At 41.8% G+C, this 13,196-nt stretch carries 9 protein-coding genes; 1 reads left to right on the top strand and 8 read right to left on the bottom strand.

Features of this window, described 5'->3' with window-relative positions:
* Positions 1–3: 3 nt before the first annotated feature.
* Positions 4–4,503, bottom strand: coding sequence for a glutamate synthase large subunit (gene gltB, locus G7B20_RS04930; RefSeq protein WP_164108896.1), 4,500 nt, complete (start codon positions 4,501–4,503; stop codon positions 4–6).
* Between the two features lie 420 nt (positions 4,504–4,923).
* Between gltB and G7B20_RS19580 the strand changes: the two genes are divergently transcribed.
* Positions 4,924–5,616 carry a LuxR C-terminal-related transcriptional regulator gene (locus tag G7B20_RS19580; RefSeq protein ID WP_164108895.1) on the top strand — a complete coding sequence of 231 codons (693 nt, stop codon included), beginning with the start codon at positions 4,924–4,926 and terminating at the stop codon, positions 5,614–5,616.
* 53 nt (positions 5,617–5,669) lie between these two features.
* On the opposite strand, the gene G7B20_RS04920 is transcribed toward G7B20_RS19580, so the two are convergent.
* The 7 genes from G7B20_RS04920 to G7B20_RS04890 all read right to left on the bottom strand — a co-directional run bounded on the left by G7B20_RS04920 (position 5,670) and on the right by G7B20_RS04890 (position 13,170).
* A complete protein-coding gene (locus G7B20_RS04920) occupies positions 5,670–6,368 on the bottom strand; it encodes a DUF3575 domain-containing protein (RefSeq protein ID WP_164108894.1) in 699 nt (232 codons plus the stop codon).
* A gap of 299 nt (positions 6,369–6,667) precedes the next feature.
* Positions 6,668–7,372 carry a LuxR C-terminal-related transcriptional regulator gene (locus G7B20_RS04915; protein WP_164108893.1) on the bottom strand — a complete coding sequence of 235 codons (705 nt, stop codon included), beginning with the start codon at positions 7,370–7,372 and terminating at the stop codon, positions 6,668–6,670.
* 329 nt (positions 7,373–7,701) lie between these two features.
* Complete coding sequence (locus G7B20_RS04910) at positions 7,702–8,646, bottom strand: hypothetical protein (protein ID WP_164108892.1); 945 nt, start codon at positions 8,644–8,646, stop codon at positions 7,702–7,704.
* Positions 8,647–8,652: 6 nt separating this feature from the next.
* Positions 8,653–9,345, bottom strand: a complete 693-nt coding sequence (locus G7B20_RS04905; RefSeq protein ID WP_164108891.1) for a hypothetical protein — start codon at positions 9,343–9,345, stop codon at positions 8,653–8,655.
* 83 nt (positions 9,346–9,428) lie between these two features.
* The gene (locus tag G7B20_RS04900) at positions 9,429–10,439 is read right to left on the bottom strand and encodes an OmpA family protein (protein WP_164108890.1); all 1,011 of its coding nucleotides are present in this window, start codon (positions 10,437–10,439) and stop codon (positions 9,429–9,431) included.
* A gap of 147 nt (positions 10,440–10,586) precedes the next feature.
* Positions 10,587–11,219 carry a response regulator gene (locus G7B20_RS04895; protein WP_164108889.1) on the bottom strand — a complete coding sequence of 211 codons (633 nt, stop codon included), beginning with the start codon at positions 11,217–11,219 and terminating at the stop codon, positions 10,587–10,589.
* Entirely contained in the window at positions 11,209–13,170 is a 1,962-nt protein-coding gene (locus G7B20_RS04890; protein WP_164108888.1) for an ATP-binding protein, read from the bottom strand. The genes G7B20_RS04895 and G7B20_RS04890 overlap by 11 nt, the downstream gene beginning before the upstream one ends.
* Positions 13,171–13,196 lie beyond the last annotated feature (26 nt).

Below are 13,196 nucleotides of genomic sequence, written 5' to 3'. Positions count from 1 at the left end.
ATATTAAGCGACTACTAATTTTTTAAGTATTACATTTTTGTATTCCCGCGGGAATACTTTGATGAACCGACTCTTTTCTGTAGCCCAGTTGTTAAGAATGTAAGATGCTCTTTCGCTACGCGTTAGGTGTATATGTCGTTTCAGTAATGCAATGATTGCTGATTCATCTTCGGTTTCCAAAGGATCCAGGTCGACCATCTCTTGGTTGCAGTTACTACGGAATGTTCCTTGGATATCATATACCCAAGCGATACCTCCACTCATACCAGCCGCAAAGTTGCGTCCTGTCTCTCCCAGAATAAGTGCTCGGCCGCCTGTCATATATTCACAGCCGTGATCTCCGATACCTTCAACAACAGCTGTGGCACCGGAATTACGTACCGCAAATCGTTCGCCTGCCATACCATTGATAAAGAGGTGCCCAGAGGTAGCTCCATATAGCGCCACATTGCCGATAATTATATTTTCGTGCGGTATTAGACCACTTTCTTTAGCCGGATAAATGGCCAATTGTGCTCCAGATAGCCCTTTACCTACATAGTCATTGGCTTCACCTTCGAGTTCAAATGATATTCCTTTGGTATTGAATGCCCCAAAGGATTGTCCTGCAGACCCCTCGAATTTGAAATTGATGGTGTTATCTGGTAGTCCTTCTGAACCGTATGCTTTTGAGATCTCGTTTGAAAGCATTGTGCCTATAGTGCGATCCGTGTTCTTGACTCGGAAAGTTCCGAAGACAGGTGTTTTGCTTTCTAGCGCCGGTTTTGCTTGCTTCAATAGGCCCCAATCCAAAATCATTGCTATACCGTGATCTTGCTCTTCCGTGTTATATAAAGGAGAGCCAGATTCGTTGCGTGCGACATACAGTAGATCGTTGAAGTCTACTTTGCTGGCTTTCCAGTGTGCAATAGTTTCTCTTTTTTTCAAGAATTGTGCCCGTCCTACCATTTCGTTAATGGTACGGAATCCTAGTTGCGCCATTATTTCGCGCATTTCCTCAGCCAAAAATTGAAACAGATGAACGATATCCTCTGGTTTTCCTGAGAATAGCTTGCGTAGTTCGGGATCTTGAGTTGCAACACCGACGGGACAGGTGTTGAGATGGCATTTGCGCATCATAATACAACCGCCGGCGACAAGGGCGGCAGTAGCTACCCCCCATTCTTCGGCTCCCAATAGCGTTGCTATGACAAGATCACGCCCGGTTTTCATCTGTCCGTCCGCCTGTAGTACGACGCGGCTTCTTAATTTGTTTTGTACCAATGTCTGATGCGCTTCGGCCAATCCCAGCTCCCAAGGTAGTCCGGCATGTTTGATAGAACTGATAGGAGATGCACCTGTACCACCGTCGTATCCAGCGATCAAGATGACATCGGAGTGTGCCTTTGCAACACCTGCAGCTATTGTGCCTACTCCAGCCTTGGAGACAAGCTTGACGTTGATCCGTGCTTCTCTGTTTGCATTTTTAAGGTCGAAGATAAGTTGTGCCAGATCTTCGATCGAGTAGATGTCATGGTGCGGAGGCGGAGATATAAGGCCTACACCTGGTGTAGCATGCCGTACTTTAGCGATCCATTCATCGACTTTATGGCCTGGTAGCTGCCCTCCTTCGCCCGGTTTGGCCCCTTGCGCCATTTTGATTTGTATTTCATCTGCTTGGGTGAGGTAGTTGGAGGTTACCCCAAAACGAGCAGAAGCTACTTGTTTGATGGCTGAGCGCATAGAGTCCCCATTGGGCAGTTTTTCATAACGTATCTCGTCTTCACCACCTTCTCCTGTATTCGATTTTCCACCGATACGATTCATGGCAATAGCAAGGGTGCTATGCGCCTCATGCGATATGGAACCGAAAGACATGGCTCCGGTGGCAAAGCGCTTCATAATTTCGCTTGCTGGCTCCACCTTGTCAATGGATATTGGCGTGCGGTGTTTGGCAAAATCAAGTAGCCCTCTCAAGGTAAACATATGTTCCTCTTGGTTATTGATCAGTGCCGAATATTTTTTATACGTGTCAAAGTCGCCTGTGCGACAAGCTTGTTGTAGTAAGTGAACGGTCTGTGGATTCCAGAGATGTCCTTCTCCGCGCCTCTTCCATTGGTAGATACCACCTTCTGGTAGGAGGTTTTTTGGTGTGCGTGAGCTTTCGAAGCTACGCCAATGTTTGGCTAAGGCTTCTTTGGCAATATCGTCTAGGTTGAGTCCTCCGATACGGGACACAGCACCACAGAAATAAGCACCTACGACTGATTTATCAATACCGAGTACTTCGAATATCTGGGCGCCGTGGTACGATTGTAGCGTAGAGATCCCCATTTTGGAGAATATTTTCAATAAGCCATTGCATATCGCTTTAACGTAATTTTTCCTCAATTCTTCCCAAGTAAGGTCCGTGTCCAATAGGTTTTCTGCTTTTAGCGTTCGTATACTCGCTAGAGCCAGATAGGGGTTGATAGCTGTTGCCCCAAAGGCCAGTAGACAGGCGAAATGATGGACTTCTATGGCATCTCCAGCTTCAACGACTAGACCTACCGCTCCTCGGTTTCCTGTTTTTATCAAGTGGTGGTGTACAGCAGATACAGCAAGGATTGAAGGTATAGCAGCATGTTGTGAATCTATTGCTCGATCCGATAAGATAATGACCTCAAAGCCGTCTCGTACAGCATCGTCAGCGTAGCGGCAGAGACGTTCTATGCCCGCTTCAAGTGATCCTGGTTTACCATCAGCCCGGAAATAACATTGCAGTGTTTTTGCTTGAAACACCCCGGTGTCGATAGAGCGTAGTTTTTCCAACTCACTGGATGTTAATATTGGATGCTCTAGTGTGACGCAGTGACAGAATTTTTTGTCCTCAATCAATATATTTCCGGCGTTACCGATAAAGGTGGCCAGGCTCATTACCAAACGTTCGCGTATAGGGTCAATCGGAGGATTCGTTACCTGCGCAAAGAATTGTTTGAAGTAAGAGGCCAGGTGTTGAGGTTGATCCGATAACACCGCTAACGGCACATCGGTACCCATAGACCCTATAGGCTCATAGCCCGTCAACGCCATGGGAGTCAATATGGTCTCCAGATCTTCGCGCGAATAGCCAAATGCTTGTTGGTATTTAAAGACAGATTCCTTAGAAAGGTAGGTAAACGTGACACGCGGTTCCGCAAGTTCTTCCAATTTGATCTTGTATTGGTTGATCCAGTCTCCATAGGGTTGTTGACGGATTAATTCTCCTTTCACTTCTTCATCCGAGCGAATCAGGCCTTGTTCCATGTCGACTACGAATATTTTGCCCGGTTGTTGACGGCCTTTTTTAATAATCGTAGATTCATCGAGTGGTAAGGCTCCGGCTTCCGAAGCTACAATGACACGATCATCGGAGGTGATGGCGTACCGCAAAGGACGTAGGCCGTTGCGGTCTAATGTAGCGCCGATGATCTTGCCGTCTGTAAAACAGAGGGCAGCGGGACCATCCCAAGGTTCCATTAAGGTGGCGTGATATTCGTAGAATGCCCTTTTTAGGGGGTCCATTTGTGTGTTGCCATCCCAGGCTTCGGGTACTAGCATCAACATCACATGTGGTAGACTACGGCCCGAATGTAATAGTAACTCAACGACATTGTCTAAGCATGCAGAATCGGACTGTCCTTTGTCTACTACAGGAAGTAAGATCTCCATCTCTTCTTTCGTAAAATAGGGAGAAGACAGTGCGCGTACGCCTGCATAGAACCAATTTAAGTTGCCTGTCAACGTATTGATTTCTCCATTATGTGCTATCATACGGAAGGGTTGTGCCAGCGACCATGATGGAAAAGTGTTTGTCGAAAAGCGGGAGTGAACTAAGCCAAAGGCAGATACTACTCTGCTATCTTTAAGGTCTTTAAAGTACGAGCCTACCTGATAGGTTGTCAGTTGTCCTTTGTAAATTATGGTTTTGCAAGAAAGTGATGCGATATAAAGTGGTAGGGGGTAGGTTTGGTGTGTTTTTATTTTTTGAATAATCCGTCTCCGCAGTACATACAATTTACGTTCAAAATCTTCGGTGCTAGCCACTCCGTCTGGTCTTGATACGAAGAACTGTACTATTTCAGGTTCGGCACTCAAAGCTGTAGGGCCTATTCCTTCGCGATTCACGGAGACAGTTCGAAAACCGAGGAACTCCATGTTACGGTCTGCAGTAGCCTCCTGGATCACGGTACGACAGATCTGGTTTAGCTTTTCCTCTTTTGGTAAAAATACCATTCCTACACCATAATAGCCGGGCTCTTGAAGTTGTATCCCCAGCTGTATACATTCCTCCCACAAAAATTCGTGCGGTAGTTGGATCATAATACCAGCACCATCGCCGCTTTCTGGATCACAACCACAAGCTCCGCGGTGCTCCATGTTTTCTAGCATGGTCAACGCATCTTTGACCTGCGTATGTGATTTTTGTCCCTTGATGTGAGCTACAAATCCGACGCCACAGGCATCATGTTCAAATTCGGGGTTGTAGAGTCCTTCTTGCTGCATTGTTTGTTGGTATTTGGATTGAATGTATTTTTCTTCAATAGTTGGAAAGAAACCTGCTGAGTTAGTTCGTAGCTATAGATGATTGCAGGTTTTTGAAGTATCAACTATCGAGTTTGCTAATATAGAAACAAAAATACTTATATTTTATAAATAATGAAATTAAAATTTAATTTCATTGTGTATTTGTTAATTATTTTGTGTTTTTGTGGGTGTTTTTGTATTATTTTTGGTTTTTATTGCAGATTTGGAAACTTCATTCTGAATAGTGATACGATTAAAGAATTTGCATTATATTGCTTGGAAAAACTAATGTAACAGGTGTTAAATGGGTTTTTTCTCTATCATAGTTGTGAAAAAGGGTGTCTTCGGGGAATTTGACATGAAATAAGAATTGAATTAATCAGATAATTAATCTACAATATGGCTGATAAAGGTTGGGATTTTTGGTTTGATCATGGGCAGCTTTTCTCGGAAAGACCTGTTGTGAAGACTGAGGTGGTTAGTCTAAAGCGCTATCATTTTATTATGAACTGTTTTGGTAATAACTTTGAATTTGTAAGTTCATCATTAAAATCTATTTTAGGCTACGAAACTGCTGAGTTTACATCTGAATTTTTGATGTCTATTATTCATCCGGATGATGTTTCATACTGTATGGAATCTGAGAGAAAGGCTATCGAGCTTATGGATAAGCTATATTTTGAAGATCATTATCGTTTTTATTTCAAATATTCCTACAGAGTCCGTAAAAAAACAGGCGATTATATATTTATTAAACAATCTTATCAAGCAATCGAAATTGACGAACGGGGACATATGAAGCGTTCTTTAGTTTTTCATGACGTTGCAGAGGACGGCTTTCAAAGGAAGGAAAATGATTTTTTAATGATCGATCGTATGAAGAACAGGCCCGTCCACGTAGAAAATCACTATGATCTTTCTAAACGGGAAATTGAAGTCTTAGACTTAATTCTCCAAGGGAAGAGTAGTAAGGATATCGCTGCTTTGATCTTTATAAGTGAACATACTGTAAATACACATAGAAGAAAAATATTGGCCAAGACTAATGCAGAGAACTTTTTGGAGCTAAGGCAACGGTTAAATATGATTTAAATTAAATCCCCTCTGTAAGTATAGAAGAGGAGATCTAATTAGATTGACTAGCTTTAAAATCGATAACCAATGGATAGTCCTGTACGTATTCCCGCCCATGGGCTACGTTTTATATGGATATCTGTGCCATTTTCATGAATATCATATTCCATCTTAATGCCACCTAAAGGCAAATCACCCAAGTCTGTCTTTAGGTCTTCCATACTCTCTCGTAGGGCCTGTTGTTCGTCTGGGTTTAGTACCATCGTTCCAGAGGCTTTACCATTAGCGCTCCCATAGCCTGGGCCTATCAGACGCCAGTCTAAATGAAGTTGACGAGACAGCTTGAAATTGAATCCCAAAGAGAAGCCGCCTGTGAAAGAATTGATAGTTCCCTCCAAAGGGATAGTTTCTGTACGACTGAAGATTTCAGTTCCGCTCTCTTCTACCGCAACATCAAAATCAAAAGGAACAGAAGCTTTATAATTTGCGTATTTTACATACGGTGCCATATAAAAACCTCTAAATAGACCTCGTTTTGAAAGGTAAAACCTGACCTCGGGCGTAATAGAGAAGTTCGAGCTTTTGAAGTTGTTTATTAGTTTATTAAGGTCTTCGTCGTCAACCAAGTCCTGTACGGTGGATTGAAAAGGCAGTTTTTTTTCTGGACGAAAACTTATTGCAGCACCTGCGCTGATGCGGTCTGTTATGGAGCGTTCGTATTCAAAAGCGAACTTTCCTCCCAATAGGGGGAGCACATTAAATTTAACCATGTTATTGCCCTATGGTTCTGCCGTCGGTTCAGTCTGAGACCAGCTAGTAAAGGGTAGCATTGCAAGTACAAGCGTTGCGAGGATAAGTAAATTTTTATTCATATGTATATAATTATCTTCGATGAGCTCGCAAGCTCGGTTTGATTTTTAGTTGCCATATGGAATATCCAAAGTATTTTATCGGTGTTTGCGGGGCCGGTACCACATGGATATTTCATAGCTAAAATTTTATAGCAGCGAAAGTATAGTATATCGTTGTGAATATCTATACCCAAAAATAGGTATTTCTACTGTTTACTTTAGACCAGATCAAAAACCATTGCAAACCGTAATAAATCAGCAAAAGATTTACACTCGATTTTACGGATGATGTTTTTACGGTGTGTTGATACGGTATGGGAGGAGATAAAAAGTTGATCCGCGATTTCATTGCTCGATTTGCCGTTTGCTAATAGCGTTACGATCTCTTTTTCCCTTGTGGTGAGTTCAGCAAAGCGTCTATAGTTATTGCGGATGTATTGGTCCTGGTCCAATGTTTTATTGACGCGTGAGATGAGCTGGTCCATGCCGATGACGGGAGAAGAGAGCAGGATGATTTTGTTCTCTAATTGTGAGTCTTGCCTTACCTGGACAACTTTTAAAACGGTGTAAAACCAGGTGTAATCTGTTTCTTTATAGAGTTTGACCCGTTGAAAGAAGTTATATTGTTTGTCAAAATCGCCTAGCGCCAGATAGTTGTTCATGCCCTGGAAAATGCCATAAGTTTCTTCTTTTACAAAGTAGCGTTCGTAGTAGATTTCTCCCAATTGATTGACCTCTTCTACCGAGGATCCGAGATGTTCACAGCCCCAATTGTTCATATAGCTACATCCAATGGGGCGTAGACCATCCAAGTCTTGAATCATCAGTGATGCCGGGACGATGTCGCCAATGTCAGGAATATTAAAGTCACCGTACTTAAGCCCTTTGGATATACCATGAAGTTGTGTAGCTAAGGGATCCATAATTTTTTATTTATTGTTATATCATGAGACTGAAAGCCTGTTTCGATTTTTTTGTTGACTTTGTTGTCGGGGAGATGCCAGTACTCGTCATATTTATCCAGAAAGTTAACCCATGATCTAAGATAATAAAAAAATGCAACAATATAGAATAATGCTGCTATGTAATGTAATTGGCGCTGTGTGAAGGACAAAGTCTTGTTTAGTAAGAAAGAGCAAATCTTTCCGTATAGGATAAACCCTTTGTTCTTCTTGGTGTCAATAGGAAGGCTATGGCTTATGCTCATAATCTTAAGGCAGTGTGGTTCTGCCTTAAGATAAGTATTTATTTTTTAATCAGCTAATACTGCCCATCCGCTCATCATGATCGGTAAGGCTTTAAATGCCCATTCTGCACTTAACTCCGTATATATAGGCTGAGCCGTACGGCTTTGTAATTCATCGTTTTTAACAATCCGCTGTTCAATATTTTTGGGTTTCATGACCAGTGTAGGGGTTTTATCATCAATGAAATAGATGTCTAAGCGCAGAATGCCGTTTTCTTCTTGTAGATAAAATGGATGCGTAAAATTAATGGTTTTATTAAATAGAGGAGAGGTGTAAACCAATAGTTTGCGCATGTTCATGGGGGCGTCTGGGTCTATGGTTTTTGGTGTGAGTTGAGTGACGTCACATAGGTAGCCATTAATAATCTCTTGTTTATTAAGTGCGACTCTATTAAAGTTGCTGAGTTCGATAGCATTGCTAGCTCCTGCACCTGGATTGGCACTAGGTGTATATTGAGCATATATTTTTTTGTCAGTTTCAGCAATCTCATCCGTTCTGGTCAATGTTTCTAGATAGAGGCTTCCTTTATCCTGTTGTTGGTCGTGGAAGTTGTCCATCTCCCAACCCAAACCTTTTACCTTACCCAATACAACATCGCCTTTGATGTAATAGGTACAGGCTGTTGCATTCATGGATAGCGCTAACCCTGCGATCGGGTTTTGAGCAGCGATCTGTTCTACAACATTTGTAATGGCTTGAACCTCTTTGTCGTTTTTTAGGAGAGTTTGATATTGCGACTTGGGGTCAGTATGCGAGAAATCTACCTTACCGACGAGCTTGCTCAAATCTACGCCTTGTGAAAAGGTGCCCATTTCTATTGTCCCCTGGTCAAACTTCTCTGTTTTAATTTCGCCATCTATGTCATCTTCATGTGTTTCTTTACTACAGCTTGTACAAAAAATAAAAATGGCAATTAATAAACTATTCTGTATGGTGTTTATGAATCTCATGGCTTTTTATTTTACCGTGTAACTTACTAAACCGTAGCTATCGCTGTATGAATCGTCATAGGTTGTTTTTTCGAAAATGATACCGATACCTTTGGCAAGCCAGATTTCGTAGGTGATATTTTCAGTGTAGCCCGTTATGCTATTATGAATTGCTTTCTTGAGCTCCGTTTTTAAAACATCCTGATAGGCTTTGCCATTGATTGTTGTGCTAGCTACTTTTTCCAATATACGGCCTTCATTATGGTGTGTGATTGTCCCGGAAGCTTGCCCCGAGATTTGGAAGGTTACTTCTTCTTTCCATATTTCACCTACTTTCAGGTTGGTATTGATATAGGTTGCGGTCCCTGCTGAGGTGTTTATCCCCATTTGCGAAGTCGCGCCATGGAGTGAGATGAATACGCCATTATCTTCCCGGAAACCGTCATTTAACTCTACTTCGACAGTTGTTCCGACGGGTTTGAACTGGAAGTATGTTTTGCCTTCGTAGGTTAATGATTTGTGGATGATGTAGTCGGATTTGTCTTCAGGATCTTCGGGATTGACCAAATACCAAGCGTTTCCAACAGCATAAGGCCAGTAAGTCCCACTGACATAGCCCCCTTCGCCAGGAGTAGGTTCGGTATCGTAATTAGATTTACTGCAGGAACTGAATACAAATAGAAGTGCTGCTAGTGCGTAAAAGAGAGTGTTTTTCATCATGATTTTTAAAAATAGGTATATCTACCCACCTAGTTTAAATAGATAGAGATACGGATGTGCAAACGGAAAATGTTATTTGTTATCTAGTTCGTCTTTATGAGTTCGACGCGTCTATTTTTTGCTTTATTCTCTTCAGAATCATTGGCAACTAAAGGACGTTCTGCGCCAAAACCTTTTGCTAACAGTCGTGACTTATCAATACCATCTGCAACTAGTGTTTTTACTACAGATTCGGCTCGTGTTTGGGATAGCTTTTTATTATGTGTAGCATCACCGGTATTATCAGTATGACCCTCAACAGTGATTTTTAACGCTGCGTCTTTTTTTAACGCTGCGGCAATTTGATCTGTTACCTCTTTTCCATCTGTGGTGAGGTCTGCTTTATCTATATCAAAATTGATATAAAGAATGGATTTCCCTTTTTCGTTTAGATCTTTGGCAATTTCATCGGCCGTGACTTTGGTGATGGTTTGCTGAAATGCTTCTTCTTGTAAAACGTTGAGCGACGCCCCAGCGTTGTTTGACAGGTACTGTATGTAGATGTTTCCTTTGTCTTTTGTACGAAGCGCCCAGAACTTTATGTTTTGCCCTGCATAGCCTATATCACCTTCACCACCTTTATGTGGGTCTTGCTTGTTGTATCGGTCGTATTCTTCTTTGGTGATTTCGCCGTCAAATATCTTTACCGCCCCTACTGATTGCAGGTATTCCGCCATGCTCTTTTCGAAGAAGTGTTGCGAAAATTCTTCCCCACGTATAGGGGATACAAAGGTTTTATAAAGCTTGCCCTCAAAAGGGGTCATGACGCCATCTATAGGGAAGAAACAAACATCGAAAGGGCGTACTAAAGGCTTGTTCAATTCTTCTAATCCCTTTGGGAGATTGATGAATGGGAAGTCTCCGATAGCTGTTGTGGTGACTGGGATATTCGAAATATCGAAAGCTGTGGCCGCTTTTTCGTTGTTCGCGGGTTCGCTACTTGTTGCTGTATTGTTCAGACTGTCTTGGTTATTGTCTTGTTCCCCTTGTTTGGGCGAATTGTTACACGCAATCATCAATGCAGCTGAAGCGAATAATAATGTCGTCTTTTTCATTGATCTTTGTTTTTAAATACTGACTGATCTTTGTGGATTAATCATGTTAAAATACATAGAATTATCTTCTTTTACAAAAATAGTTTACCATGCAATGATTTGAAATACCTATAATCAGGGGTTTTTATCCTCCTGATTATAGGAGGGTCACAGCAGGTCTTCTTTTACGATAAGCATAAGCAGTTCAGATGTGTTTTTGACTTTAAACTTCTGAAGTAGGTTTTTTCTATAGGTATCGACGGTGAATTTACTCAAGAAAAGTTCCTCAGCAATAGATACTGTAGTCTTACCTTGCGCGAGTAACATAATTAGCTGTTTTTCTCTTTTGGTGAGGGCGGGCAATGTTTTTGTCTGCACGGGGGTGGTGAGTATGCGCATGACCTCCGGATCCATAACGACCTGTCCTTGTAGAGCATCCTGTATGCTGGATATTATTTTTTCGGAAGCGGCGCTTTTTAACAGAAAGCCGGAGGCGCCGTTATCAAACATCTTCCGTATGATGCTTTGCTCGACCTGGTTACTAAGTGCTATAATCTTGATGGTGGGATATTTCGCATGAATCTTTTTACAAATATCGAGTCCGTCAGCATCTGGCAGACTGATATCTAATAGGATGATATCAATGTCTTTTTTTTCTTCCATAAAGGAATAAAAAGCTGTCACATTGTTAAAAGCGGTTACTTTTATTTGTTCATTGTGATTTATGAGAAGGGATTTTATCCCTTCTAGAACTATGGGGTGGTCATCCAAAAGGACGATATTGATGCGCTTAACTGACATGTATTTGGATATTAATAGTAGTGCCCTGTCCTGGTTGACTGTCGATGTGATATTCACCTTGCATATAATTTACCCTATGTTGGATATTTGTAAGTCCTAGGCCGGGTGTCTTTAGTGTTTTTTGTAGTGCAAATCCTTGCCCATCATCTTCGACTGTAAGTAATATGGTTTTACCATTTTGAAGACATTGTACAATGATGTTTTTGGCTTTTCCGTGCCTTTGTGCATTGACTAAGAGTTCTTGTACGATGCGATAAATGTTGGTTTGTATCGCCTTGGAGATAGAAACTGACAAATCTGAAGATTGATATTCAATGGATGTCTCTTTCGATGAGAAGGCAACACAAAGATCTCGTAATGCATTGTCTAATCCATTGCAAAGTAAGCTTTCGGGAACCATATTGCGCGCTATATGACGTACCTCGGCAATGGTTTCTCCTAATTGAAGTATAGCTCGATTTACTATTGGGTCGGTGGATTGTGCTTTTGATTGAGAAAGCTGTATTCGGATGCCTGCTAATGTACCACCTAGACTATCATGTAGATCGCGCCCTATGCGTTGACGTTCTGTTTCTTCACCTTCTAACAGAGCTTTCGTGATTTCTAATTTGTTGTCGGTTTCTAATTGTTGTATACGATTTGCATTGATTTTTTGCTTGCTCTTGTAAATATATACGATGAATCCCAATAGTGTCAATAGCAGAACGGCCGCCGCAGTAAAAAGCCCGGTTAAGATACGCTGGTTTTTTAGACGTAATCTGGTTTCGTTTTGCTCAGCCTTCAAATGTTGAATAGCGGCGTCTTTCTCTTGTGTGCGGAGTTGGACTTCTAGGTTAGAAGTCTGTGTCGCTATCTGGTCTTTACTGACGGAGTCTCGGTGCTTGATATAGCGCTTCCAGTAGTGTGTGGCTTGTTTGTGGTCACCTATTTGTTCATAAGCCAATGCATAGGTCGGTAGTAGTTCGCTTAGGTCTACAGCTCCGAATTTGTCCGGATTGATGTGTATACTGTCTATAGGGTGGCTTTTTTTTAGCAGTTTTAAAGCACCTTGTTTGTCGCCCATGCCTGCACGGGCTTTGTATCGTTGAAAGTGAAGGTTGAGTAGATAACGTGGCGGTACCCCCTTGGTGTTAGATAGGGTGTGATTGATCAACTTTTCTGCTTTTTGATAGTTCCCGTTTTGTATGAGATGCATGGCCTCGAATGAGGTGATGCGTAGTTTCTGGGCCAAATCGGGCTGTATAAGTAATAGCTCTTTGGCTCTACGGATGCTAGAATCTGCCTTTGGACTTCTCTCTAATATATTATAGACATTGGCCAAGGAACCTAAGGTATGAATGTGGTTGTACAACAGGTTTTGCTCTTTGGGCTGGATAGATTCGTATAGTGCTACGGCCTTTTCTAGGTAGGGGACAGCTTCGTTGTACATGTTTTGATTGAAAAAGGAGCGTCCCATCTCCAGGGCAATCTCTGCGTCATATGTTGGGTTCTTGAGTTTCTGGGCGAGTGGTATGATATCTCTTTGCAGCATCGCTATCGCTTTGTCCGCGTGGGGTTGATTGATAAGCCACCTAACCCGATTTATAGCTACCCGATAGGTATAATCCCAGCTATCTGGATTGTTATGTTTACGAAATAGGGCAAGGATAGCATTTACTTCTTGTTCATCTTTGTAAGATGGGATAGACTGATAGCGGTATATGGCGTTTAAGTATTCGTTGCCTCTGGATAGGGTATTGCCTTGTTGGAGGTACTTTAAACCACGTGTTGAGTCTATGTTTATCCATATTTTGGATAGGCGAAAAGCTGCTCTTGCTCGTATGCTATCTGTTTTTCCTTCCTTTAGAATGATTAATAAGCTGTCATTCTTCGATTGATCAGGAGATTGAATCTGGGGTAAAACCTTGATGCTGAGTATAGTGAGAAATAGAAAATAAAATAATCTTTTCATGTTTTACGCTAGGTGCTTGGACGAGA

Origin of the sequence: Sphingobacterium sp. xlx-96 (genome assembly GCF_011007365.1) — a bacterium.
GTDB lineage: Bacteria > Bacteroidota > Bacteroidia > Sphingobacteriales > Sphingobacteriaceae > Sphingobacterium > Sphingobacterium luzhongxinii.
Note: the sequence above shows the minus strand (reverse complement) of the source record. Positions and strands in the feature narration are given on the sequence as shown.

Excerpts from the sequence above, each read along its gene's own strand:
- G7B20_RS04905 (WP_164108891.1), bottom strand. The coding sequence starts at position 9,345 with ATGATGAAAAACACTCTCTTTTACGCACTAGCAGCACTTCTATTTGTA.
- G7B20_RS19580 (WP_164108895.1), top strand. The coding sequence starts at position 4,924 with ATGGCTGATAAAGGTTGGGATTTTTGGTTTGATCATGGGCAGCTTTTC.
- G7B20_RS04920 (WP_164108894.1), bottom strand. The coding sequence starts at position 6,368 with ATGGTTAAATTTAATGTGCTCCCCCTATTGGGAGGAAAGTTCGCTTTT.
- gltB (WP_164108896.1), bottom strand. The coding sequence starts at position 4,503 with ATGCAGCAAGAAGGACTCTACAACCCCGAATTTGAACATGATGCCTGT.
- G7B20_RS04900 (WP_164108890.1), bottom strand. The coding sequence starts at position 10,439 with ATGAAAAAGACGACATTATTATTCGCTTCAGCTGCATTGATGATTGCG.
- G7B20_RS04910 (WP_164108892.1), bottom strand. The coding sequence starts at position 8,646 with ATGAGATTCATAAACACCATACAGAATAGTTTATTAATTGCCATTTTT.
- G7B20_RS04915 (WP_164108893.1), bottom strand. The coding sequence starts at position 7,372 with ATGGATCCCTTAGCTACACAACTTCATGGTATATCCAAAGGGCTTAAG.
- G7B20_RS04895 (WP_164108889.1), bottom strand. The coding sequence starts at position 11,219 with ATGTCAGTTAAGCGCATCAATATCGTCCTTTTGGATGACCACCCCATA.
- G7B20_RS04890 (WP_164108888.1), bottom strand. The coding sequence starts at position 13,170 with ATGAAAAGATTATTTTATTTTCTATTTCTCACTATACTCAGCATCAAG.